Source organism: Paraburkholderia sp. SOS3, assembly GCF_001922345.1.
GTDB lineage: Bacteria > Pseudomonadota > Gammaproteobacteria > Burkholderiales > Burkholderiaceae > Paraburkholderia.
Window position 1 is genome coordinate 2,436,865 of the sequence record NZ_CP018812.1, and the last position, 24,221, is coordinate 2,461,085.

Here is a 24,221-nt window from a genome sequence, read left to right on the forward strand (position 1 = left end):
TGGCCGCGCGCATGCCTGCTTGCAAGGCACGCATGCGCGCGGCGTTCGTGAGGGTTCGAAGACCCGCCCGCGGCGATCAATAGAAGCGATAGTTTAGCGTCGCGAGGAACGTGCGGCCTAGCGCCGGCACCGCGCGCCCACCATCGGACTGGATGATCGCATCGTAGTAGTGCTTGTTGGTCAGGTTGATCAGGTTCAGCTGGATGTCATAGTGCTTCTGGTGGAACGCAGCCATCGCGTCCCAGCGCGTGTAGCCAGGCACTTCGACGCGGTTGTTGTTCGCCGCATAGCGCGGACCCGTGTAAATCGGGCCGCCGCCGATTTCCCATTGCGGCGTGAACGCGTACGTCGTCCACAGCGTCAGCATGTTGCGCGGCGTGTTCGCCGGCGTATTGCCCTGCGTGCCATCGCGCGCTTCGAGAATATCGCCGTCCATATACGTGTAGCCGCCGAACACCTGCCATTTGTTCGTGATGCGGCCCGCCACGCCCGCCTGATAGCCGCGCACGCGGATATTGCCGTCGAGCGTGTAGGTGCCGTCCACATTCTGCGTGCGCGCGTTGGTCTGCTCAATGTTGAACAGCGACTGCGTGACCGACAGGCCGCCGCCGAGCAGATCCCACTTCGCGCCGACTTCGTACGACTTGTTGTGCACGGGCGGCAGATTCTGCTGGCCGTTCGTCAGCGTCAATGCTTCGAGCGACGGGTCGAACGAAGTGCCGTACGACACGTAGTACGACTGCCAGTCGGTCGGCTGCCAGATTATGCCGCCGCGCACGCTCGTGAAGTAGTTGGTCTGCGTCGCATAGCCCGGCGAATTGATCGAGTTGTTGATCGACGCTTCGTAGCGGTCCCAGCGCACGCCGCCCACGACCTTCCAGTGCTCGCCGATCGACACGGTATCGTTCGCATAGACGCCGATGCCGTTCGCACTCGATTCGGCGAGATTGCCGCGCGTGATCTGCAGGTTCGCCGGCGTCGGCACATAGGCCGGATCGAGCAGCGGCACGATCGCGATCGTGTTGGACGGCAGCCCCGGCGTGGTCGCCGTGTACGACTGATTGCTGTACGTCTCGTGACTGAGGTCGACGCCCATCAGCAGGTCATGCTTGATAAAGCCCGTCGCGAACTTCGTTTCGAGCTCGGTCGTGTTGTACAACGAGTGATCGTTGATCACACGGTCCTTGCCCTGCATCTTCACGAACAGCTGCGACGGATCGAGCGTGGTGAAGTTGCCGTTGCTCAACGCCGTCGACGTCGCGAGCGGCCCGGTCAGCACTGCGGCCGGATTCGAGGCGCGCACGTCGGTACTGTAGTGGCTGTACTGCGTCTGGTTGCTCAGCGTGACGTTTTCGTTGAAACGGTGCTTGATGCGCGCCGAGAACGTCTGCACGTCCTGAATCGTGCGGTCGTTGGTGAAGCCGTAAAACGTCGACGGGCCGACTACCGATGCCGGGTGACCATTCAGCGACGGAATGCCGTAGTCGGGCTGATCGTTGTTGTGCTGGATCAGCGCGCTCAGCGTGATTTCCGTCGGCGTGCCGATACCGAATTTCACTTCCGGCGCGACGCCGTAGTCCTTGCTTTTCATGACGTCACGCGTCGAACCGAGATCCTGGCCGAACGCATTGATTCGGAATGCAGAGGTGTCGGTGATCGGCTGATCGAGGTCGACGGTCGTGCGATAGCGGTCATGCGTGCCCGCCTGCACCGATACGTCGGCGCGCGGCTTCAGGGTGGGCTGCTTGCTGACCTGATTGATCACGCCACCCGTCGAGCCGCGGCCGAAATACAGCGACGACGGACCGTACAGCACGTCGATCGATTCGAGGTTGAACGTGTCGCGATAGTACTGGCCGCGATCGCGGAAGCCGTCGAGATAGATGTCGGTACGCGCGGTAAAGCCGCGCAGGTTGATGTTGTTGCCGATCGTGCCGCCTTCGGCCGCCGCGATCGTGATGCCGGGCACATTGCGCAGTGCGTCGGTAAACGAACTGGCCGCCTGCGACTGCAGCACGGCCTTTGGCACGACCACCGCTGCCTGCGGAATGTCGCGCAATGCGGTCGGCACTTTCGCGCCGACGCTCGAGATGTCAGGCTGGAAGTCGTTGGTGGTGTCGGCCTGGCCGGTCACCTTCACGGCAGGCAGAGTCGCTCCCGGCGCGGCGCTTTCGGCGGCGCCCGCAGCGCTGGTGTTTGCTGCGTCAGCGGCTCCGGTTGCGGTCTGTGATCCTGTTGCGGCCTGAGCGACCTGCATGGTTGAAGGCACGGCAGGCGCCGTGGGCGCGCTGGCGGTCTGGGCGTAAAGCGGCGTCGCGAAAATGGCCATGGCGGCCGCCGCGACTGGCGTCGTCTTGAACATCTGGTTCCCTGTCGTTGTCAATTAATTCTTATGAGCCGACAGGCACTACGCCGCCGGCGCACGCGAATAGGCGTGCGGGGACCGCCCCATGCCGTGGCGCAGCATCGCGACCGGCTGGTGGTGTTTGCTTATTGTTGGCTAAAACCAGTTACAAATAAATGAGAATCGGTATCATTACACAACCGGCACTGCGGGGCAATCGTTGGCTGACAAGGGTGTAGCCGAAACGCATCAGTTAACAATTTGAAAGGATTTGAAACAGTCGCAGGAGCGCGGAGCGATGGCGCGAGTGCATGTCGGAAGCCGGATCGCATCTAAATCCGCGTCTGGAAAAGAAAAAGCGGCACCGCTGGCGCCGCCTATCATGCTCATGACGTGAAATTTTCTACCTATGCAGCAAGTGCCGCCGGGTCAGCGAACCTTTCCAGCCTTCCACGCTGAAAGCAACTGATCGTACTTGACCGTCTCGCCTTTTGGCTTTTCGTTGGCCAGTTTCTTCCACGGCGCATGCTGATCGGAAAGCCACTTCGACGGATCGCTTTCCGGGTTCAGTTCCGGCGCGCACGACTTCATCCCCGCGCGCTGCAAACGCGCAAGCACCTGGTCCATCTCTTTGGCGAGATTGTCCATCGCGGCCTGCGGCGTCTTCTCGCCGGCGACCGCGGTGCCGACGTTCTTCCACCACAGCTGCGCCATCTTCGGGTAGTCGGGCACGTTGTTGCCGGTGGGCGTCCATGCCACGCGCGCCGGGCTGCGATAGAACTCGATCAGGCCGCCGTACTTGTCGGCATTCTTCGTGAAGTAATCGCTATGAATGTCCGAATCGCGAATAAACGTGAGGCCGACGATCGACTTCTTTAGCGACACCGTCTTCGACGTCACGAACTGCGCGTAGAGCCATGCGGCCGCGCGCTGGTTGGCCGGCGTCGACTTGAAGAAGGTCCACGAGCCGACGTCCTGGTAGCCGTTCTGCATGCCGTCCTTCCAGTACGCGCCGTGCGGCGACGGCGCCATGCGCCACTTCGGCGTGCCGTCCGGGTTCGTCACGTTGCCGGGCTTGAGCATCGACGCCGTGAACGCCGTGTACCAGAACACCTGCTGCGCGATGCGACCTTGCGCCGGTACCGGGCCCGCTTCGCTGAACGTCATGCCCGACGCCTCGGGCGGTGCGTATTTCTTCAACCAGTCGATATACTTGGTCGTCGCATACACCGCGGCCGGGCTATTCGTGCCGCCGCCGCGCGACACCGACGCGCCGACCGGATGACAACCGTCCGGCGTCACGCGAATACCCCACTCGTCGACGGGCATGCCGTTCGGAATGCCCTTGTCCGCTTCGCCTGCCATCGAGAGCCATGCATCGGTAAAGCGCCAGCCGAGCGATGGATCTTTCTTGCCGTAGTCCATGTGGCCATAGACTTTTTCGCCGTCGATGTTTTTCACGTCGTTGGTAAAGAACTCGGCGATATCTTCATAGGCCGACCAGTTCACCGGCACCCCGAGGTCGTAGCCGTACTTCGCCTTGAACTTGTCCTGCAGATCCTTGCGTGCGAACCAGTCGGCGCGGAACCAGTACAGATTCGCGAACTGCTGGTCCGGCAACTGGTAAAGCTTCTTGTCCGGCGCGGTCGTGAAGCTCGTGCCGATGAAGTCCTTGATGTCGAGCCCCGGATTCGTGTACGGCTTGCCCTCGCCGGTCATATAGTCGGACAGCGGCATGATCACGCCGTAGCGATAGTGCGTGCCGATCAGGTCCGAATCGGAAATCCAGCCGTCGTAGATGCTTTGTCCCGACTGCATCGACGTCTGCAGCTTTTCGACAACGTCGCCTTCCTGAATCACGTCGTGCTTGACCTGAATACCGGTGATTTCGGTAAATGCCTTGGCGAGCGTCTTCGATTCATACACGTGCGTATCGATTGTTTCGGATACCACATGGATTTCCTTCACGCCCTGCGACTTCAGTTTCGCGGACGCGTCGATAAACCACTTCATCTCGTCCATCTGCTGCTGTTTGCTGAGCGTGCTGGGCTGGAACTCGCTATCGACCCATTTCTGCGCCTCGGGCATGCCCGCCACCGCGGCATGGTTCGCGAAAGCGCCTGCAACGACGCCTGCGACCGCGAGCGCGACGATCCGTCTCCTGTGTTGCATGGTCTTCTCCTGTGTCTCCACACCCCTTGGATCATCCGCCGGCGGCCGCTCGGGGCATCAACGGAACCGGTCTCTTCTCACCTAGTTTTTTCGCGTACGGTGCTGCGTCATCCTTTCCACATCACGATCAGCAGCACGACGGCCGAGGCGGCCACGCCGGGCCACACGTTCGCGCCCTCGCTCGTCACCGCGAGCCAGCCGAGATTCACGTAAGCCGCGGCGAGCAGACCGATAAAGAGCCGATCGCCGCGCGTCGTCGATATCGGCAGGAAGCCTTTACGTTCGACGGTCGGTGCACGCAGCTCCCAGACCGTCATGCCGGCCAGCATGACGACGACGCACGCAAAGAAGATCGCGACTTCCGGCGTCCAGTACATCCATCCGAGCATCACACTCTCCCCATTGCAAAGCCCTTCGCGATGTAGTTGCGCACGAAATAGATGACGAGCGCGCCGGGCACGATCGTCAGCACGCCGGCCGCCGACAGCACGCCCCAGTCCATGCCGGCCGCCGACACCGTACGCGTCATCACGGCGGCGATCGGCTTCGCATTGACGGTCGTCAACGTTCGCGCAAGCAGCAGTTCGACCCAACTGAACATGAAGCAGAAAAACGCCGTCACGCCCACGCCCGACTTGATCAGCGGCAAAAAGATCTTCACGAAGAACGTGGGGAACGAATAACCGTCGATATACGCGGTCTCGTCGATTTCGCGCGACACGCCCGACATGAAGCCTTCGAGAATCCACACGGCAAGCGGCACGTTGAACAGCATGTGCGCGAGCGCGACCGCGAGATACGTGTCCTGCAAGCCGATGCTCGAATAGAGCTGGAAAAACGGCAGCAGGAACACCGCGGGCGGCGTCATGCGATTCGTCAGCAGCCAGAAGAACATGTGCTTGTCGCCGAGAAAACGGTAGCGCGAAAACGCGTACGCGGCCGGCAATGCGACGAGCACCGAAAACACCGTGTTCATCGCCACGTAGATGATCGAGTTGATATACCCCCAGTACCACGACGGGTCGGTGAAGATCACCTTGAAGTTCTCGAAGGTGACGTGCTGCGGCAGCAGCGCGAACGCCGACATCGTTTCCTCGTTCGTGCGCAACGCGATCGACAGCATCCAGTAGAGCGGGATCAGCGCGAACAGGATGTAGACGATCAGTACGACTGCGCGAATCCAGCGGCGCTGGCCGGTCCGGTCATGCATGATCGGCTCCTTGCGCGGCCGGTCCGCCCTTGCCGACGCGGCTCATCCAGTTGTACAGAATGAAGCACAGCAGCAGGATGATCAGGAAGTAGATCAGCGAAAACGCAGCCGCCGGGCCGAGGTCGAACTGGCCGACCGCTTTTTGCGTCAGGTACTGGCTCAGGAAGGTGGTCGAATCGCCGGGGCCGCCGCCCGTCAGCACGAACGGCTCGGTATAGATCATGAAGCTGTCCATGAAGCGTAGCAGCACGGCAATCATCAGCACGCCGCGCATTTTCGGCAGCTCGATATAGCGGAACACGGCGAAGCGGCTCGCGCCGTCGATCTCCGCAGCCTGATAGAACGCGTCGGGAATCGCACGCAAACCCGCATAGCAAAGCAGCGCGACCAGCGGCGTCCAATGCCAGATGTCCATTACGAGCACCGTGATCCAGGCGTCGGTCGGGCTTGCCGTGTAGTTGTAGTCGAAGCCGATGCGATTGAGACCGTAGCCGAGCAGGCCGATATCGGGGCGCCCGAAGATCTGCCAGATCGTGCCGACGACGTTCCATGGAATCAGCAGCGGCATCGCCAGCACGACGAGCGCGGCCGACGCGCGCCAGCCCGACGCGGGCATCGCAAGCGCAAGGCCGACGCCAAGCGGAATCTCGAACAGCAGCACGCACGCGGAAAAGATGATCTGCCGCCCGAGCGCGCCACGCAGATCGGGGTCCGTCATGATGTTGCGAAACCACTCGGTGCCGACGAAGACATGCTGCGTCGGGCTGATGATGTCCTGCACCGAATAGTTGACCACCGTCATCAGCGGCAGAATCGCGGAGAACGCGACGCACAGAAACACCGGCACCACGAGGAGCCACGCCTTCTGGTTGATCGGTTTGTTCATCGTTCGGTCCTTTCGGCGACCTTCACGGGAATGCGTTCGTCGTTGCTGAAGAACACCGTTTCGGCAGCAACGAGCTTCAACCACACCGCGCCGCCGTCCGGCACGCGAAGATGCGGCTCGAGCTTCGCATTGAACAGGTGGCCGTCGCATTGCGCGCTGACGAGCTGATAGTTGCCGAGCTGTTGCGCGCGCAACAATTGGGCACGCACGGCGCCGCGCTCGCCTTCGTGCGCGAGGCGCACGAATTCCGGCCGGATGCCGAGCTTGAGCGGGCCGGCCGCCTGCTTCAAGGCCGATAGCGTATCGGCGTCGAGCGCGATACGTTGCGCGCCGAGCCTGATGCCGTCGGCATCGGGTTCGACCGGACACAGGTTCATGCCGGGGCTGCCGATGAAGTACCCGACGAACGCGTGATCGGGCCTCAGAAACAGCGCTTCCGGGCCGCCTTGCTGCACCACGCGCCCATTGGTCATGACCACCACTTCGTCGGCGAACGTCAACGCTTCGACCTGATCGTGCGTGACGTAGATCAGCGTGAGCTTCAGTTGCTGGTGGATCTTTTTCAGTTGGCGCCGCAGCATCCACTTCATGTGCGGATCGATCACCGTCAGCGGTTCGTCGAACAGGATCGCCGCGACGTCCTGGCGCACGAGCCCTCGGCCCAGCGAGATTTTCTGTTTCGCGTCGGCCGCCAGATTGCTCGCCTTGCGCGGCAGCTCGCGTGTCATATCGAGAATCTCGGCCACTTCGTGCACGCGCCTTTTCACTTCGCTTGCGGCGATGTGGCGATTGCGCAGCGGGAACGCGAGATTGTCGAACACGCTCATCGTGTCGTAGATCACCGGGAACTGGAACACCTGGGCGATGTTCCGCTCGCGCGGGCTTTGCGCCGTCACGTCGCGGCCGTCGAACAGCACTTTTCCTTCGGATGGCGCAACGAGCCCCGAGACGATGTTGAGCAGCGTCGTCTTTCCGCATCCCGACGGTCCGAGCAACGCATAGGCGCCGCCGTCTTCCCACGCCATACTCATCGGCTGCAGCGCATAGTCGTCGAGCGTCGCGGGGTTCGGCCGGTACGCATGCGCGAGATTGTCGAACTCAATGCGCGCCATGCAAAGCCTCCGGGCTCGAGACGAGCCTCGTGTCCGCGCCGAATACGAACAGTTCGTCAGGGTCGACAAAGACGTCGAGCTGCGTGCCGAGGTCGATCTGATGAACGCCTTGCAACTGGGCGATCAGATTGATGCCGCCGTTCAGCGTATGCAGGTGCAGATAGGTTTCCGAGCCGCTCAGCTCCGCGAGTTCGAGCCTGCAAGGCACGGGCAACGCCTGCGGGCGGTTCGGCACGAGCCGCAGATGTCCGGGGCGAATGCCGATGCGGCACGTGCCGTTGGCTGGACCTGCTGCGTCCCGGCTGTTCGCGCCGTTCGCCTCCATCGCGCCGCTGCTCGCGTGCGCCGCTCGCTGCGCGCCGCGCACCGGCACTTCGATGCCGATCGGCAAGCGTGCGCTGCCGCTTGCGGTCAGTTCGCTCGTCAGCATGTTCATCGGCGGGTCGTTGAATACCGCGGCCGCATCGACGCTCGTCGGCGCGTTGTACACGTCGAGCGTCGGACCGAACTGCAGCACGCGGCCCTTGTCTACGATTGCCGTATAGCCGCCGAGCAGCAACGCTTCGAGCGGCTCGGTCGTTGCATAGACAACGGTCGTATTGCCGTCGCTGAAAAGCGTGGTCAATTCTTCGCGCAACTCTTCGCGCAGCTTGTAGTCGAGATTGACGAGCGGTTCGTCGAGCAACACGAGCGAGCTGCGTTTGACGAGCGCTCGCGCCAATGCGCAGCGTTGCTGCTGACCACCCGACAATTCGCCGGGACGCCGCTCGAGCAGATGTTCGATATGGAGTTTTGCCGCGACCTCGAGCACCCGGCGGCGAATTTCCGCCGCATCGACGCGCTGCAGCTTCAGCGGCGACGCGATGTTTTCGTACACCGTCATGGCCGGGTAATTGATGAATTGCTGGTAGACCATCGCGAGATTGCGCTCGCGCACGCTGACGCCGGTCACGTCCTTCCCGTCGACGAGCACACGCCCTGACGTAGGCCGGTCAAGGCCGGCCATCACCCGCATCAGCGTGGTCTTCCCCGCCTGGGTCGGGCCGAGTAGCACGTTGATCGCACCCGGCACGAGTTGCAAGTCGATGCTGTACAGATGTGTCAGCCCGCCCGCCACGACGGTGACCTGCTCCAGTTCCAAGACCAAATCGCTCTCCTTTTTCAATGCTTCCAAGGCGCTGCTTTCGTCGTACCGACCGACCGGTCCAATGTTCAAAAATGAAATCAAAACAACATAGAGAATGTCCCTTTTGTTCGTTTACGTTTAAATCGGGGTTAACCATACACGTTAAAAACACATAACAAACGTATGTCTTACGCATTCTCAATTTCTCGCCTTTATATGAAAGAAAATAGCAGGGAGGAGGAATGACGCAACGCAGCACATTCACGTTTGCCCGCGGTCCGGGCGACGATGCACGCAAAAACAAGCGCGGAAATGACAAGGCCCGCCGAAGCGGGCCTTGACAGATGCGACGCAATCGCGCGAGCCTGGCTCAGCCGATTAGCCCACGCTGCGCAAGGCTGCGATAAAGCGCGCGCACACCGAAAGTCCAGGGTTCGATCTCCGTGCACAGCCGCACGGTATTGACGAGCGCGCCGAGCCTGGGCGCCGAGATCGTCACGACATCGCCGAGGTGATGCGTAAAACCGCCGCCGGGTGCATCGCGGTCCTTGACCGGCGAGAACATCGTGCCGAGAAACAGCATGAAGCCGTCCGGATACTGATGATGCGCGCCGCACGTTTGCGCCACGAGATCGGCGGGATCGCGCGAAATCTCGGCCATATGGCTCACGCCGTCGAGTTCGAAGCCGTCGTCCGCGCCTTCGACGCGCAGCGACACGCTCGCCTCGCGCACCGCATCGAGCGTGAAGCGCTCATCGAACAGACGCACGAACGGTCCGATCGCACATGAGCCGTTGTTGTCCTTGCATTTGCTGAGCAGCAGCGCCGAGCGCCCTTCGATATCGCGCAGATTGACATCGTTGCCCAGCGTCGCGCCGACGATGCGCCCCACGCCGTTGACGGCAAGCACGATCTCGGGCTCCGGGTTGTTCCACACCGACACGGGCAAAAGGCCGATATCCGCGCCGAAGCCGACCGACGACATCGGCTGCGATTTCGAAAACACTTCCGCATCGGGCCCGATGCCGACCTCCATGTATTGGGACCACGCGCCGCGACGCTCGAGTTCGGCCTTCAGCCGCATCGCCGCATCCGAACCGGGCTCGATTTTCGACAGGTCGGTGCCGATCAGCGCCGTGATCGTCGCGCGCACTTCCTGCGCTTTCGATGGATCGCCGCCCGCCTGCTCTTCGATCACGCGCTCGAGCAGACTGACCGCGAAGGTCACGCCGGCTGCCTTGATCGCCTGCACGTCGCAAGGCGCGAGCAGGCGCGGCATCGCGGCATCGGTGCGCGCCGCGAGCGCCGTCTCGATCAGCGCGGCGACCGGACCGAGTGCATCGCCTTGCGCGTTGCGCGCGACATCGACCGCATCGTCGCGATCGAAAAGATCGGCGGTAGTCGGCACCGTTTTCGTGATGTCGAACACCTCGCCGCCGCGCACGGCGACCACACATGGACCTTCGTGCGCGCCATCGCGGCGCCAGACGCGGCCGACCAGCAAGGCTTGTTCGAGATCTTCAGGTAGACAGGCGGATGCGGAGATTTTTTGCATGGGCGTGTTGGATCCGGCTTGTAGGGAGCCTTATCGTAGAACCCCATCGCGTCAAAGTCCAACCTTGCCCATCGGGCGAACGGCGTCGGCGAACGGAGCCTGGCCGATGCCGTGTGCGCGTTAGCCAGCCTGAGCAGACCCGCCGGTCTCCCGGCGCCATGCGTGATGATGCAACGCAGCGTAAAACTTCTCCGCGGACCATGCTGCAGCGAGTGCCTCGCGCACGAGCGCCTGCTGGCTCGGCGGCGCAAGGCCGCCGTGCGGAGGATCGCGGTCGAGATTGGTCGGGAACGGATAGCCTTCCGCGCAACTCGCGATGACCGCATCGATCTGGGGCGCACTGAAACGCGCTAGTGCGACGCCGTCGCGCAACACCGGATAGATCGCCTCGCACATCGCAACGCGATCGACCGATTCCATCGCGCGCCCGTATGCGGACGATATCTGCAGCAGGTTCGCCATGCGCGCGACGTCCGCGGTGCGGTTGTCGCCGGCCGCATGAAACAGCGCTGGATTGAAAAACAGGGCGTCGCCCTTCTCGAGCGGCAGTTGCACGCAATGCGCTTCGAAGTACTCGCGAAAGTCGGCGCGCCGCCAGGCGAGATAGCCCGGCGCATAGCGTTGCGAATACGGCAGCAGTTTCGTCGGCCCGCTTTCGATCGGCATATCGACATGCGCAATCGCGCCTTGCAGCGTCAGAAACGGCGACATCGTGTGAACGTGCGCGGGAAAACGCTGTGCCTCGTCGACGGTCTGAAAGCCGAGGTGATAGTCGCGATGCGCCTGCTGCGCGGCGCCGCCTGGCCGCACGACGTTGATCTGGGACGTCATCTGATACTGCGGGCCGAGCCACGCTTCGGCGGCGGACGCGACGAATTCGTTCGCGTAGTAGGCAGCGAACACGTCGGGCGAGCGCAGACACAGCTTTTCCAGCGCATTCCAGAGCCGGTCGTTCGCGCCTGCCTTGGCAAAGTGGTCGCCGCCGGCGCCGCCTTGCGCGCGTTCGGCGCCTATGATCGCTTCGAACAGCGCGGTCGCGGCGTCGATCGGCGCGGTATCGTCGTATGCATGCCGTAGCACGATCGCGCCCGCGCCGTCGCGCAGCACATGCACCCATTCCGCGAACAGGCGAGCGCGCGCGGCCGCATCTTCCAGTGCGTCGCGCAGCGTGCCGCACTCGTACAGCGCAATGCCATGTACTACGGAATGCGCGAATTGCACCCGCTGCGCCTCCCGGCCCATTGCAATTTGCGCCGCGAAATCCGCGAGTGAACACGCGTCCTCGCGATAGCCGTCGAGCCGCGGTGCGGGTGGCCGCAGCGCCGGGGTAGGCAATTCTTGCCCTCTCATTCTCGCTCCTCCAGAGTGCGTTGCGAGCATAGCGTCATCGGTACGGGCGCGCCAGAGCGTCGATAGCGGCCGCCCCTGGGTACGCGTTTTGCGCCTACGTCCTCAAGCGCTGCGGTCATGAAGCGATATCGCGCTTCGGCAGTCGCACAAGGGAGAACGAAAATGCCTTATCTGATCGGTTGGATGCTCGGTGTGCCGGTTATCGTACTCGTCATTCTGTATCTGATCTTTCACTGAAGCGCGCAATATTCGCGATCGCCGGCGCTCCTCGTTGGTGCACGCGTGCGATCGCCAGTACCCGAGTGCGCTAGCCCCGCCGCCTGCGGCGCGCAACGTCGATATTCGCCCGCAGGCCGCTCGCGGCTCGTCTACCGTCTGAGCAAACGCGCGCGGAAGGACCATTGGCCTTGCGCAAAGCCGCCCTGTCTTCTGCTGCCTGTCGCGCTGTATTCCCGAAGCATTCCATCGGTTCGCATCCCGCACGAAAGGTTCGCAGCGGGCATTCGCCATGCCTAACGACCGTGTATCGTGCGTTTCGCGCCGGTCGCCGTGCGCGTCGCGGGTTTACCTTAGTTTGTGTTCGGTAACACCGCCCATTTACTGAGTTTGGAAACGGTAAGGCTTCCGAAATGGAATCGCCGTGGTGGACTAAAAACTCTCGTGCGCGGAGGTGTGTCATGCCGAACTTGTCGAAGGACGCAGTTGATGGTTTAAAAGCCGCCACGCGCGGACAGGTGTTCACGCCGGACGACGCCGGCTACCACGAAGCGCGCGCGATCTGGAACGCGATGATCGACCGGCGTCCGGCCGTGATCGTCCGCTGCGCCGGAGTCTCCGATGTGCGCGGCGCCGTGAACTTCGCGCGCGACCGGCATCTGCCGCTCGCGATACGCGGCGGCGGCCACAATATCGCGGGAACCGCGCTATGCGTCGACGGGCTCGTGATCGACCTCAGCGCGATGAAATCGGCGCGCGTCGATCCGTTCACGCGCCGCGCGTACGTGGAGCCTGGCTGCACGTTGCGCGACTTCGATCACGAAGCGCAGGCATTCGGTCTTGCGGTGCCGCTCGGCATCAATTCGACGACCGGCGTCGCGGGACTCACGCTCGGCGGCGGCTTCGGCTGGCTGAGCCGCCGTTATGGCATGACGGTCGATAATCTGGTCTCCGCCGACATCGTCACCGCCGACGGCGAACTCTTGCACTGCAGTTCCGATGAACATGAAGAGCTGTTCTGGGCAATACGCGGCGGCGGCGGCAATTTCGGCGTGGTCACGATGTTCGAATTCGAAATGAAGCCGCTCGGACCGCAGGTCTATGGCGGCCTCGTCGTGCTGCCGCTCGATCAGGCGAAGGAAGCGCTCGGCCGCTACCGGAATGCGGTCGACTCGATGCCCGATGAGCTGACCGTCTGGGCCGTCGCCCGCCTTGCGCCGCCGCTGCCGTTCCTGCCGGCCGAGGTGCATGGCAAGCCGATGCTCGCCTTCGCGATCTGCTATACGGGACCGATCGAAAACGGTCCGCAGGCAATCGAAGCCGTGCGCCAGTTCGGCAGCGCACCATACGGCGAGCACCTCGGACCGATGCCGTATACCGCATGGCAACAGGCGTTCGATCCGCTCCTCGCACCGGGCGAACGCAATTACTGGAAATCGCACAATCTTTCGGCGCTGCAGGACGGCCTGATCGACGCACTGATCGAGGCGATCGGCACGCTGCCGTCGCCGCAGTGCGAGATTTTCTTCGGGCAGGTCGGCGGCGCGATGTCGCGCGTCGCCGAGGACGCCACCGCGTACGCCGCGCGCGACGCGAAATACGTGATGAACGTGCACGGCCGCTGGAGCGACGCGGCCGACGACGCGCGCTGCATCGGATGGTCGCGGGCATTCTTCGAGAACACCAAACCGTTCGCGCTCGGCAGCGTGTACGTGAACTTTCTGACTGAAGAAGAGACCGACCGGGTCAGCGCGGCGTACGGACCGAACTATGAACGGCTCGTCGCCGTAAAGGACCGCTACGATCCGCACAATCTGTTCAGCCGGAACCAGAACATCAAGCCGTCCGCCGCCGCCTGAATGGAACAGAGGCGGCGCAACGCGAGCAGCAACTGGGGAGACAACCCGGCAGTCGTCACGAAGACACGAACGCGTGGCGACTGCTACGCGTGACTGTTACGCTCAAGCGATGCGTTCGGCGCCTCCTCCCCAACCGCTTGCCGCAACTCGCACCGCAGCGTCGCGCTCGCGCCTCGCCGCGTTGACCACGCTCGCGATGTTCGCTTTCGCGGGCAACTCGCTCCTGTGCCGCGTCGCGTTGAAAGCAACCGCGATCGATCCGGCGACCTTCACGACGATCCGTATCGTGGCCGCTGCGGCGGTGCTCTGGCTGATCGAGCGCGGCCGTGCCCGGCAGCCTGCGCAGGCCGGCGGCGACTGGTACGCGGCGCTCGCGCTGTTCGTCTACGCCGCCGCGTTTTCGTTCGCCTACGTCCGGCTCGCCGCCGGCACGGGCGCCTTGCTGCTGTTCGGCGCAGTGCAGGCGACGATGATCGGTTACGCGCTATGGAGCGGCGAACGGTTGCAGGTCCGCCAATGGCTCGGCTTCGTGCTCGCGCTCGCGGGCCTCGTGGTCCTCGTATTGCCCGGTCTCGCGCTGCGGGGCCCCGCGTTGCCGAACCTCGCGCCGCCGCTCGCGTCTTCGCTGCTGATGCTTGCCGCCGGCGTCGCGTGGGGCGTCTATTCGCTGCGCGGCAAACGCGCCGCCGATCCCGTCGCGGCGACCGCCGGCAACTTTCTGCGCGCGGTGCCGTTCGCAGTCGCGCTCAGCGGACTCGGTCTCGTCGGCACGCCGATGCCCACGCACCTATCCGTGGACCACGCGGGTGTCGTCTATGCGCTGATCTCCGGGGCGGTCACATCCGGGCTCGGCTACGTGATCTGGTACGCGGCGTTGAAGGCACTGAAGGCATCGAGCGCGGCCACCGTGCAACTGAGCGTGCCGCTGATCGCGGCGCTCGGCGGCGTCGCGATCCTGAACGAAGCGTTGACGGCGCGGCTCGTTGCTAGTGCCGTGGCGATTCTGGGCGGAATCGCGCTCGTCATCGTGCGCAAACCGAAGGCCGGATAGCACCACGCATGCGGCGCGGAGTGCGAAACATGGAAATGCCCTGTATCGCGCGGTGCCGCAAAGCGGCGTTTTGGCGGACAATCGCGGATGCCGATCCACCCGAACGACCCACGCATATGAATTCCCCCTCCGCCGACGATACGCCGCGCGCCGCGCTGCGCGCCCTGACTCCGCTTGAAGCACGCGTGGTTGGCGTGCTCTTCGAAAAGCAACATACGGTGCCCGACACCTATCCGCTGTCGCTCAACGCGCTGACGCTCGGCTGCAATCAGAAAACATCGCGTTCGCCGGTCATGAATGCGAGCGAAGCCGAAGTGCTCGGCGCGATAGAAGGATTGAAACGGCTCAGCCTCGTGTTCGAAGGCAGCAGCAGCCGCGTGCCGCGCTTCGAGCACAATCTCGAGCGCGTACTCGGCGTGCCGCGCCAGGCGGCCGCGCTGCTCACGGCGCTGCTGTTGCGCGGAGCGCAGACGGCGGCCGAATTGCGCCTCGCCACGACGCGCCTGCATTCATTCGCCGACACGTCTTCCGTCGAAGCGTTTCTCGACGAACTCGCCGCGCGCGACACGCCGCTCGTACTAAAACTCGCGCGCACGCCGGGCGAGCGCGAAAGCCGCTGGATGCATCTGATGTGCGGCGAAGCGCACGCAAGCGAAGCGCAACCTCAACCGCGCGGCAGCGCAGGCGAATCTGCAACAGGCGGCGCGTCGCCGGGCGCCACGAGCGCGGAACTCGATGCGCTCAAGGCCGACTACAGCGAACTTGCGGGCAAGGTGGCGCACCTCGAGGCGCTCGTCGAACGGATGGCCGCAGAACTTGGCATCGAAGTCGACAGGCCGGCGCAGTAACGCGCTAACGGTTTGCGCCCACGATATTCGCCACGGGTTCACACCGCCGGTTTTCGCGACCGGTTCGCACCGCTCACGTGCGACGCGTCATCATCGCCGCGAGTCCCGGCTTGTCCTTCGCCGGCTGATCCTTCGCATCCGCTTGCGGCGCGCGTTCGTCGTCGCGCGCCTTCTTCGTGCCCGCATGCAGCCCCGTGCCGCTCGACTTGCGGCTCGCGGCATGGCGTTCGATCACGCGTTGCAGCAGGCAGAACGCGCACAGCAGCGCACCGATCACAATGCGCGTCCACCACGAACTGAGCGTGCCGTCGAACGTAATCAGCGTCTGGATCGTGCCAAGAATGCCGACGCCGAACACCGAGCCGAACACATAGCCGACGCCGCCCGTCAGCAGCGTGCCGCCGATCACCGTCGCCGCGATCGCATCGAGCTCCATGCCCTGCGCCTGCAGCCCATAGCCCGACAGCAGATACAGCGTGAACACGACACCGCCGAGCGCCGAGCAGAAGCCGCTTAGCGCGTAAACGCCGATCTTCGTGCGCGCGACGGGCAAGCCCATCAGCAAGGCCGACCGTTCATTGCCGCCGATCGCGTAGACGTTACGGCCAAAGCGCGTGAAATGCGCGATATAGATCGCGACGAGCAGCGCGGCGATGCCGATCAGCGCCCCCGAATTCAGCGAACCGCTGCCGATCGGCACGCTGAACGCGGACACCGCATGAAACGTCTTTTCGTCGATCGTGATCGACTGCGTCGTGATCAGAAAGCAGGCCCCGCGCGCGAGGAACATGCCCGCGAGCGTGACGATGAACGCCTGCAGCTTGAAGAAATGAATCAGTGCGCCCATCGCGGCGCCGAACAATGCGCCGAACAGCAGCACGAGCGGCACGATCGCCCAGATCGGCCAGTGCCACCATTGCGCGGCGACGGCGCACAGAATGGTGGTCAGCGCGACGACCGAGCCGACCGACAGATCGATGCCGCCCGACACGATCACGAACGTCATGCCGAGCGCGACGATCAGCAGGAACGAGTTGTCGACGAGCAGGCCGAGCGCCACCTGCAGCGAGAAAAAACCGGTGTACATGACCGAGCCGAAGCCGAACAGCGCGGCGAACAGCGCGATCGTCACGACGACCGGCAGCGTGCGCGGGTCCAGCAAGCGCGTCACGAAAGTCGATTTCACGGCAGTGTGGTCCTGTTCGTTCTTTGCGCTCATCTTCGTATTCTGCCTCGTGCTCATTTCGCGGCCTCGCCGACGGGCTTCGCTTGCGCGAACGAAAAGACTCGCTTCACGTGCCTGACGAGCAGCGTGCGCGCCGACTCCGACTGGATCACGCAGACCAGCAGCACGACGATCGCCTTCACGACGAGCGTCGCTTCGGGCGGCACGCCGATCGAATACGTCGTGTACGTCAGCGTCTGGATGATCAGCGCGCCGATCACCGTGCCGGCGAGACTGAAGCGGCCGCCGGCGAGCGACGTGCCGCCGAGCGTCACCGCGAGAATCGCGTCGAGCTCGAGCAGCAGGCCCGCGTTGTTGCCGTCGGCGCTGCGCACGTTCGAGCTCATCAACACGCCTGCGATCGCGGCCATCAGCCCCGAGAACACATAAACAGCGAACACGATCAGGCTCGAGCGCAAGCCGACCAGACGCGTCGCCACCGGATTGACGCCGATCGCGCGAATGAACAGGCCCAGCGCCGTGCGGCTCATCAGCAAGACCGTCGCCGCGGTCACTGCCGCCGCGACCCACACCGCGCACGGAATGCGCGCGAGATAGCCGCCGCCGATCACGAGATAAGCGGGCGCGCCGATCGGAATGATCTGCCCGCCCGTCAGCAACTGCGCGACGCCGCGGCCGGCCACCATCAGAATCAGCGTCGCGATGATCGGCTGCATGCCGACGAACGCGACGAGCACGCCGTTCCATGCGCCTGCAACAAGACCGACAGCGAGCGCGGCGGCCACCGCTGTCGTCACATTCGCCGCGTTGTCGGCAAGCAGCATCGCCGCGGCGGCCCCCGCGATCGCCACCACCGCGCCGACCGAAATATCGATGCCGCGCGTCGCGATCACGAGCGTCATGCCGAGCGACACGATCACGAGCGGCGCCGCGCGATTGAGAATGTCGATCGGCGCGCCGAAGAAGTGGCCCTCGAACATCGAAATCGCAAGAAAGTTCGCGCGATACGCAACGTCGAGCGCAATCAGCAACACGAGCGTGAGCACCGGCCACACGAGCGTATGCTGAAACGCGGCTTTGATCGCTTTCATTGATCACTCCCTGCAATGAGCCGATACACCTGATCTTCGGATACCGCGTTGCCCGCGATTTCCGCCACCTTGCGCCGATCGCGCAGCACCGCGATGCGGTGGCTCACGCGCACCACTTCGCTGACTTCGGACGAGATGAACAGCATGCCGAGTCCTTTCGCACACAACGCGAGCACACGGTCCATGATTTCGAACTTCGCGGCGACATCGATGCCGCGCGTCGGTTCGTCGAGAATCAGCATCTTCGGCTCGGTCGCGAGCCAGCGCGCGAGCAGCACCTTCTGCTGGTTGCCGCCCGATAGGAGACCGATCGGCTGTTCGGCGTCGCGCGCCTTGATGCCGAGCATGCCGATGTACTCGTCGGCCATCTCGCGCTGCCTGGCGCGGCTAATGGCACGCCACCAGCCGCGCCGCGCCTGCAGCGCGAAAACGATGTTCTCGCGTATCGACAGCTCCGCGACCACGCCTTCCTTCTTGCGGTCTTCCGGGCAATAGCCGATGCCGTGGCGCACTGCATCGTGCGGCGAGCGCAGCTTGACGCGCTTGTTGTGCGCGAGCACCGTGCCCTCGTCGGATTTCTCGGCGCCGAACAGCAGCTTCGCCGTTTCGGTGCGGCCGGAGCCAAGCAGGCCCGCGAGACCGAGAATCTGTCCGGGCCGCACGTCGATATCGATCGGGTTCAGCAAGCCGCGCCGCCCGACGCCGCGCATCTCGAACATCGGCTGAGCTTCGCTTGCGGCCTTCGGCGGCTCGCTCGCCGCCTGTTTCAGACGCTCGGACATCCGCGCATGGCCGACCATCTTCGCGACCAGTTCGTCGACCGGCAGGTCCTTCGCCAGATACTCGCCTTCGCGCTCGCCGTTGCGCATCACCGTGATGCGATCCGATATCGCGTAGGTCTGCTCGAGAAAGTGCGTGACGAACAGAATTGCAATGCCCGACCGCTTGAGCTTGCGCAGCACGTCGAACAGGCGCGCCACTTCGCCGTCGTCGAGACTCGAGGTCGGTTCGTCGAGTATCAGCACGCGCGCATCGACCGATACCGCGCGCGCGATCGCGACCATCTGCTGGACCGCGATCGGATAGGCGTCGAGCGAGCGCGTGACGTCGAGCGACACGTTCAGATCGGCGAGCGCCGCCTCGGCCCTCGCATGGATCGACTTCCAGTCGATCGCGCCGCGCCGCTTCAAATGCCGCCCCGCGAAGATATTCTCCGCGACCGACAGATTCGGACACAGGTTCACTTCCTGGTACAGCGTGCGAACGCCGGCGGCTTCGGCTTCGAGCGGCGTCGCGAACTGCACGGGCTGGCCCGCGAGATGAATCGCGCCGGCGTCGTAGGCATGCACGCCCGTGAGCACATTGATGAGCGTCGATTTGCCCGCGCCGTTCTGTCCCATCAGCGTGTGGACCTCACCGGGGAACAGGCGGAAATCGACGCCCTGCAACGCGTTGACACCCGGAAACGACTTGCTGATGCCGAGAGTTTCGAGAATGGGAGAGTCGCTCATGAGCGTAGCGAAGACGAAGAAGAAAGCCTGAAAAAAGTCCGGCGCCGCGCGTGCCGCGCCGGCGCCGGACCTGCTACTCGACGGGGACCTAGTACTTGCGCGTCGGCAGCACCTGGGCGGCGACGCTCATCGGGAACACCGTCTCCTCGGTGGTGATGCGCTTGGGCAACTGCTTGCCGGCGACGATGTCCTTCGCGGCCTGCATCAGTTGCGGCCCGAGCAGCGGGCTGCATTCCACGTCGACGTTGATCTTGCCCGCGACCATCGCCTGGAAGCCGCCCTTCGTCGCGTCGAACGAGACGACGCTGATGTCGGTGCCCGGCTTCAGGCCCGCTTCTTCCATCGCCTGGATCGCGCCGAGCGCCATATCGTCGTTATGCGCGTAGACGACGTTGATCTGCTTGCCGTACGTCTTCGCGAACGCCTCCATCACCTGCTTGCCGCCCGCGAGCGTGAAGTCGCCGCTTTGCGACGCGATGATCTTGAACTTCGGATCGTTCTTGATCACTTCCATGAGGCCCGCATGACGATCGTTGGCCGGCGCCGAGCCGACCGTGCCCTGCAGTTCGACGATATTGATCGGGCCTTTGTCGTTCTTGTAGCGCTCTTCGAGCCAACGGCCGCCGCGGCGGCCTTCCTCGAGGAAGTCGGAGCCGATCATCGTCACATACAGCGACTTGTCCTTCACGTCGATGTTGCGGTCGGTCAGGATCACCGGAATCTTCGCGTTCTTCGCTTCGGTCAGCACCGGCTCCCAGCCCGATTCGACAACCGGCGAAAATGCGATCACGTCCACTTTCTGCGCGATATACGAGCGAATCGCCTTGATCTGGTTTTCCTGCTTCTGCTGCGCGTCCGAGAACTTGAGATTGACGCCGGCGTCCTTCGCGGCCTGCTTGACCGACACGGTATTGGCGGTGCGCCATGCGCTTTCGGCACCGACCTGTGCGAAACCGAGCGTGATTTTCTTGTCTTCCGCGTGACCGTTGATGGCCGCCGCGAACAGCAGCGCCGAACCGACCAGCGCGCCCAGTGTCAGGCGTCTCGTGTGATTCATTTCCTGTCTCCGATTTATATCGTCTGTTCTGGCGCCGGCTACCGCAGGCGAGCGTCCTTACGGGCACGCGACAGCAAAATGCTGGCGCCACCTTTCGCAACACTGCACAATCGATCAAGCAGCCCAACTGGAAACGTATTAACTGAAGCCGGCGCAACGCGACGCCCCCGCTCGTGACAGCGAATCGGGTCCACCCGGTCCGTTAATAGCCAAACTATATCCATGCGCCCGTGCGGCGGTGATTGGTACTTTCCCGAGCCTCGAGACGCCTGCGCGTTTCATCATTCTCACTGCATAGCGCGCGCCAGATCCCGTATGCGGCGACCACCGAAAAACCCCGGAAGTCCTTCGGCGTGCGGTACGAGCCTCCAATATCCATCCGATATAGTCCTACTATTTAGGCAACTCGCGATGCAGCTCAGTGCGAGAACCGTGTATCGGCCGCCGTGTGCCGCGTGAGCGTGCGGCGAATCGATCGTTTATCGCCGCAAAATATGCGGAGATAAATTTGCCGATGCGGTCAATGAGGCGCATAATCTCCGCATGGAAAGCGGAGATTACCTTTACATCTGGGAGGCGCCGGACTGGCCGCGATGGCGCTACGACCTCGCGTCGCTGGCCGCACCGCTCGCGGCAGTCACCGGCGCGCAGGGGCTGCTGCTCGGACGCATGTACGACGCCGGCCTCGCGCAGCGCGAGGAAGCCAACCTCGCTGCACTGACCGCGGACGTGCTGAAAACCAGCGAGATCGAAGGCGAATCGCTGAACGCGCATTCGGTGCGCTCGTCGATCGCACGCCGGCTCGGCGTCGATATCGGCGCGCTCGCGCCGGTCGATCGCCACGTCGAAGGCGTCGTCGAAATGACGCTCGACGCCACGCTGCGCTGCAACTCGGACCTCACGCGCAGGCGTTTGCTCGGCTGGCACGCCGCCCTCTTTCCGACCGGCTACAGCGGGCTCACGCCGATTCGCGTCGGCGCCTATCGCGACGACGCACGCGGCCCGATGCAGGTCGTGTCCGGCTCCGGCGCCCGTCAACGCGTGCACTTCGAAGCGCCGCCGGCACCGCGGCTCAAGAAGGAAATGGCGCGCTTTCTGCGCTGGGTCGACGGCAATTTCGATCACCATCCGATCCTGAAGGCCGGCATCGCACATCTGTGGTTCGTCACGCTGCACCCGTTCGACGACGGCAACGGCCGTATCGCGCGCGCGATCGGCGACATGGTGCTTGCGCAGATGGATCACACGGAAAGCGGGCGGCGCTTTTATAGCCTGTCCGCGCAGATCCAGCGCGAGCGGCGCAGCTATTACGAGATCCTCGAGCGCACGCAAAAAGGCACGCTCGACATCACCGCGTGGCTTGCATGGTTCCTCGAGAATTTGCAGCGCGCCCTCGACGCCGCGCTCGCCACGCTCGACACCGTGCTCGCGAAATCGCGTTTCTGGCAGCGCATGGCCGGCACGCCGCTCAACGAGCGCCAGTCGAAGCTCGTCAACCGCCTGCTCGACGGCTTCGACGGCAAACTCACGAGCAGCAAGTGGGCAAGCATCGCGAAGTGCTCCCCGGACACCGCGCTGCGCGACATCAACGAGCTGATCGCGGCCGGCGTCCTGCGCAAAACCGACGGCGGCGGGCGCAGCACCGCTTACGAGCTGGCCGCGATTTCCGCGCCGGACGATCGCCACGACGCGCCCGCTGTGCGACGCACGCACTGACAACTGCTGTGACGACGCTGTGACAGCCCGAGGCGGTACACGTCGCGGCAGCGCTCCTTCACACCACCGGTTCGTTTTTCTCCTTCGCGCGGACCCCAAACGGTGCGAGTATGCGGTTCGAGCGTGGCGCATCGCGCTGCGCCCCCGCCCCGCTACCCTGTCTCGCTACCGCAGCGTCCAAGGAGAATCGCGAATGAACGACAACGATCCGCACCGCCTTGCCGACACCGATGCCGCCGGCACCGATCTGCCCGACGACCCCGAGCGCCGCCGTGTGCTGACCGGCCTCGCCGCGGTCGGAGCGGGCCTCGTGCTGGCCGGTTGCCAGTCGCCCGGGGAAGCGGGCAATGCCTCGAGGAGTGCTGCCGATCTGCGCCTCGACGCCGCGCTGCGCGACCAGGTGAAGAACATCGTCGTGATTTATGCGGAGAACCGCAGCTTCGCGAATCTGTACGGCAACTTCCCCGGCGTACAACAACCGCTCGATTCGGTCAGACCGGATTCATACGTGCAGTTCGATCGCGACGGCACGACGCCGCTGCCGCGTCTGCCGGCAATCTGGGGCGGTCTCGTGCCGCAGGCGCAGGAAGTCGACGGCAAGCGCTACGCGATCGGCGAAAAGCAGATCGAGAATCTGCGCAACCAGCCGTTCCACCTCGTCGACGCGCAAGGCGCGCCGCTGCCGAACGGCGTGATCACGCGCGACCTCGTCCATCGCTTCTACCAGAACCAGATGCAGATCAACGGCGGGCGCAACAACGGCTTCGTCGCATGGGGCAACTCGGGCGCCCTCGTCATGGGCCATTACCGCAACTCGCCGGCTTCGCTGAAAATCTGGGGCCTCGCGCAGCAATACACGCTATGCGACAACTTCTTTATGGCCGCGTTCGGCGGCTCGTGGCTCAACCACATCTTCCTGATTTCCGCGCAGGCGCCGCTGGTTCCGGACATCCACAACAGCATCGCGAAGAACCATGTGTCGGTGCTCGAAGGCGACGACCCGCTCGGCACGCGCCTGAAAACGGCGCCCAATTCGCCCGCATCCGCGCTCGACGGCCCGCCGAAGTTCGTGCGCGACGGCCTCTTCACGCCCGACGGCTACGCGGTGAACACCATGGCGCCGCCGTATCAGCCGAGCTTTATCCGGCCTGCGCCCGACGGCAATCCGCTATACGCTAACCCGGCGGACCCGAAGGTGCTGCCGCCGCAGAAGTATGCAACGATCGGCGACCGGCTGACCGAACGCGACGTGCAATGGGCGTGGTATTCGGGCGCCTGGCAATATGCGCTCGAGCATCGGGACACGGGCGCGGTGCCCGATTTCCAGTATCACCATCAGCCGTTCAACTACTTCGCGAACTATGCGCCCGGCACGGCGGCGCGCGCGCGGCACCTGCGCGACGCGGGCGTCGGCGACGACCCGTCGACGAACCGGCTGCTCGCCGATATCGACGCGGGGCGCCTGCCGCCGGTTACGTTCTACAAACCGCAGGGCAATCTGAACATGCACGCGGGCTACGCGGACGTCGAATCGGGCGACCGTCATATCGCGGCCGTGATCGACCGCCTGCAGCGCGGGCCGCAGTGGCGCAATACGGTGGTGATCGTGACCGTCGACGAGAACGGCGGCTGGTGGGATCCGGTCGCGCCGCCCAAAGGCGACCGCTGGGGTCCGGGCTCGCGCATCCCGGCGCTCGTCGTGTCGCCGCTCGCGAAGAAGGGCTACGTCGATCATACGGTGTACGACACGAACTCGATCCTGCGCTTCATCAGCCGCGTGCATGGGCTCGAAGCGCTGCCCGGCGTGGCCGCGCGCGACCGCGCGTTCGCGCAGAACGGCCTCGCGCCGCTCGGCGACCTGACCGGCGCGCTCGAGCTCGCGTAACGGCAGGCATGGCCGCTCGCGCGCGGGCGGCCATGCCTTGCCTATG

Annotated in this window: 18 protein-coding genes; 5 read left to right on the forward strand and 13 right to left on the reverse strand. The window is 64.0% G+C overall.

Going from position 1 to position 24,221, the window contains the following annotated elements:
* Positions 1-76: 76 nt before the first annotated feature.
* The 9 genes from BTO02_RS30955 to BTO02_RS30995 all read right to left on the reverse strand — a co-directional run bounded on the left by BTO02_RS30955 (position 77) and on the right by BTO02_RS30995 (position 11,755).
* A complete protein-coding gene (locus BTO02_RS30955) occupies positions 77-2,362 on the reverse strand; it encodes a TonB-dependent receptor (RefSeq protein WP_075160809.1) in 2,286 nt (761 codons plus the stop codon).
* Between the two features lie 411 nt (positions 2,363-2,773).
* Positions 2,774-4,516, reverse strand: coding sequence for an ABC transporter substrate-binding protein (locus BTO02_RS30960; protein ID WP_075160810.1), 1,743 nt, complete (start codon positions 4,514-4,516; stop codon positions 2,774-2,776).
* 107 nt (positions 4,517-4,623) lie between these two features.
* Positions 4,624-4,905 carry a DUF2160 domain-containing protein gene (locus BTO02_RS30965; RefSeq protein ID WP_075160811.1) on the reverse strand — a complete coding sequence of 94 codons (282 nt, stop codon included), beginning with the start codon at positions 4,903-4,905 and terminating at the stop codon, positions 4,624-4,626.
* The gene (locus tag BTO02_RS30970; RefSeq protein WP_075160812.1) at positions 4,905-5,726 is read right to left on the reverse strand and encodes a carbohydrate ABC transporter permease; all 822 of its coding nucleotides are present in this window, start codon (positions 5,724-5,726) and stop codon (positions 4,905-4,907) included. Before BTO02_RS30970 ends, BTO02_RS30965 begins: the two co-directional genes overlap by 1 nt.
* On the reverse strand, positions 5,719-6,612 hold the full coding sequence (locus BTO02_RS30975) for a carbohydrate ABC transporter permease (protein ID WP_075160813.1): 894 nt from the start codon (positions 6,610-6,612) through the stop codon (positions 5,719-5,721). Before BTO02_RS30975 ends, BTO02_RS30970 begins: the two co-directional genes overlap by 8 nt.
* Positions 6,609-7,724 carry an ABC transporter ATP-binding protein gene (locus BTO02_RS30980; protein ID WP_075160814.1) on the reverse strand — a complete coding sequence of 372 codons (1,116 nt, stop codon included), beginning with the start codon at positions 7,722-7,724 and terminating at the stop codon, positions 6,609-6,611. Before BTO02_RS30980 ends, BTO02_RS30975 begins: the two co-directional genes overlap by 4 nt.
* Complete coding sequence (locus BTO02_RS30985; RefSeq protein WP_075161557.1) at positions 7,711-8,871, reverse strand: ABC transporter ATP-binding protein; 1,161 nt, start codon at positions 8,869-8,871, stop codon at positions 7,711-7,713. The genes BTO02_RS30980 and BTO02_RS30985 overlap by 14 nt, the downstream gene beginning before the upstream one ends.
* 349 nt (positions 8,872-9,220) lie before the next feature.
* Positions 9,221-10,405: a fumarylacetoacetate hydrolase family protein gene (locus BTO02_RS30990; protein ID WP_075160815.1), complete on the reverse strand. Its 1,185-nt coding sequence runs from the start codon at positions 10,403-10,405 to the stop codon at positions 9,221-9,223.
* Positions 10,406-10,525: 120 nt separating this feature from the next.
* Positions 10,526-11,755, reverse strand: a complete 1,230-nt coding sequence (locus tag BTO02_RS30995) for a phytanoyl-CoA dioxygenase family protein (RefSeq protein WP_075160816.1) — start codon at positions 11,753-11,755, stop codon at positions 10,526-10,528.
* A gap of 677 nt (positions 11,756-12,432) precedes the next feature.
* Between BTO02_RS30995 and BTO02_RS31000 the strand changes: the two genes are divergently transcribed.
* The 3 genes from BTO02_RS31000 to BTO02_RS31010 all read left to right on the forward strand — a co-directional run bounded on the left by BTO02_RS31000 (position 12,433) and on the right by BTO02_RS31010 (position 15,729).
* On the forward strand, positions 12,433-13,830 hold the full coding sequence (locus BTO02_RS31000) for an FAD-binding oxidoreductase (RefSeq protein WP_075160817.1): 1,398 nt from the start codon (positions 12,433-12,435) through the stop codon (positions 13,828-13,830).
* A gap of 109 nt (positions 13,831-13,939) precedes the next feature.
* The gene (locus BTO02_RS31005) at positions 13,940-14,881 is read left to right on the forward strand and encodes a DMT family transporter (protein WP_083615469.1); all 942 of its coding nucleotides are present in this window, start codon (positions 13,940-13,942) and stop codon (positions 14,879-14,881) included.
* Positions 14,882-14,997: 116 nt separating this feature from the next.
* Positions 14,998-15,729 carry a YceH family protein gene (locus tag BTO02_RS31010; protein ID WP_075160818.1) on the forward strand — a complete coding sequence of 244 codons (732 nt, stop codon included), beginning with the start codon at positions 14,998-15,000 and terminating at the stop codon, positions 15,727-15,729.
* A gap of 73 nt (positions 15,730-15,802) precedes the next feature.
* On the opposite strand, the gene yjfF is transcribed toward BTO02_RS31010, so the two are convergent.
* The 4 genes from yjfF to BTO02_RS31030 form a co-directional block, all read right to left on the reverse strand.
* A complete protein-coding gene (gene yjfF, locus BTO02_RS31015) occupies positions 15,803-16,948 on the reverse strand; it encodes a galactofuranose ABC transporter, permease protein YjfF (RefSeq protein ID WP_075161559.1) in 1,146 nt (381 codons plus the stop codon).
* Between the two features lie 20 nt (positions 16,949-16,968).
* Positions 16,969-18,006, reverse strand: a complete 1,038-nt coding sequence (locus BTO02_RS31020) for an ABC transporter permease (RefSeq protein WP_075160819.1) — start codon at positions 18,004-18,006, stop codon at positions 16,969-16,971.
* A complete protein-coding gene (locus BTO02_RS31025) occupies positions 18,003-19,517 on the reverse strand; it encodes a sugar ABC transporter ATP-binding protein (protein ID WP_075160820.1) in 1,515 nt (504 codons plus the stop codon). Before BTO02_RS31025 ends, BTO02_RS31020 begins: the two co-directional genes overlap by 4 nt.
* A gap of 88 nt (positions 19,518-19,605) precedes the next feature.
* On the reverse strand, positions 19,606-20,574 hold the full coding sequence (locus BTO02_RS31030; RefSeq protein WP_075160821.1) for an ABC transporter substrate-binding protein: 969 nt from the start codon (positions 20,572-20,574) through the stop codon (positions 19,606-19,608).
* A gap of 543 nt (positions 20,575-21,117) precedes the next feature.
* Between BTO02_RS31030 and BTO02_RS31035 the strand changes: the two genes are divergently transcribed.
* On the forward strand, positions 21,118-22,290 hold the full coding sequence (locus BTO02_RS31035; protein ID WP_075160822.1) for a Fic family protein: 1,173 nt from the start codon (positions 21,118-21,120) through the stop codon (positions 22,288-22,290).
* 193 nt (positions 22,291-22,483) lie between these two features.
* On the forward strand, positions 22,484-24,175 hold the full coding sequence (locus tag BTO02_RS31040) for an acid phosphatase (RefSeq protein ID WP_075160823.1): 1,692 nt from the start codon (positions 22,484-22,486) through the stop codon (positions 24,173-24,175).
* Positions 24,176-24,221: the final 46 nt, after the last annotated feature.

Bases quoted from the DNA above. Each gene is read 5' to 3' on its own strand.
- BTO02_RS30995 (WP_075160816.1), bottom strand. From the start codon at position 11,755: ATGAGAGGGCAAGAATTGCCTACCCCGGCGCTGCGGCCACCCGCACCG.
- BTO02_RS30970 (WP_075160812.1), bottom strand. From the start codon at position 5,726: ATGCATGACCGGACCGGCCAGCGCCGCTGGATTCGCGCAGTCGTACTG.
- BTO02_RS31000 (WP_075160817.1), top strand. From the start codon at position 12,433: ATGCCGAACTTGTCGAAGGACGCAGTTGATGGTTTAAAAGCCGCCACG.
- BTO02_RS30960 (WP_075160810.1), bottom strand. From the start codon at position 4,516: ATGCAACACAGGAGACGGATCGTCGCGCTCGCGGTCGCAGGCGTCGTT.
- BTO02_RS31005 (WP_083615469.1), top strand. From the start codon at position 13,940: ATGCGTTCGGCGCCTCCTCCCCAACCGCTTGCCGCAACTCGCACCGCA.
- BTO02_RS31010 (WP_075160818.1), top strand. From the start codon at position 14,998: ATGAATTCCCCCTCCGCCGACGATACGCCGCGCGCCGCGCTGCGCGCC.
- BTO02_RS30980 (WP_075160814.1), bottom strand. From the start codon at position 7,724: ATGGCGCGCATTGAGTTCGACAATCTCGCGCATGCGTACCGGCCGAAC.
- BTO02_RS30965 (WP_075160811.1), bottom strand. From the start codon at position 4,905: ATGCTCGGATGGATGTACTGGACGCCGGAAGTCGCGATCTTCTTTGCG.
- BTO02_RS31030 (WP_075160821.1), bottom strand. From the start codon at position 20,574: ATGAATCACACGAGACGCCTGACACTGGGCGCGCTGGTCGGTTCGGCG.
- yjfF (WP_075161559.1), bottom strand. From the start codon at position 16,948: ATGAGCGCAAAGAACGAACAGGACCACACTGCCGTGAAATCGACTTTC.
- BTO02_RS30955 (WP_075160809.1), bottom strand. From the start codon at position 2,362: ATGTTCAAGACGACGCCAGTCGCGGCGGCCGCCATGGCCATTTTCGCG.
- BTO02_RS31020 (WP_075160819.1), bottom strand. From the start codon at position 18,006: ATGAAAGCGATCAAAGCCGCGTTTCAGCATACGCTCGTGTGGCCGGTG.
- BTO02_RS31035 (WP_075160822.1), top strand. From the start codon at position 21,118: ATGGAAAGCGGAGATTACCTTTACATCTGGGAGGCGCCGGACTGGCCG.
- BTO02_RS31040 (WP_075160823.1), top strand. From the start codon at position 22,484: ATGAACGACAACGATCCGCACCGCCTTGCCGACACCGATGCCGCCGGC.
- BTO02_RS30990 (WP_075160815.1), bottom strand. From the start codon at position 10,405: ATGCAAAAAATCTCCGCATCCGCCTGTCTACCTGAAGATCTCGAACAA.
- BTO02_RS31025 (WP_075160820.1), bottom strand. From the start codon at position 19,517: ATGAGCGACTCTCCCATTCTCGAAACTCTCGGCATCAGCAAGTCGTTT.
- BTO02_RS30975 (WP_075160813.1), bottom strand. From the start codon at position 6,612: ATGAACAAACCGATCAACCAGAAGGCGTGGCTCCTCGTGGTGCCGGTG.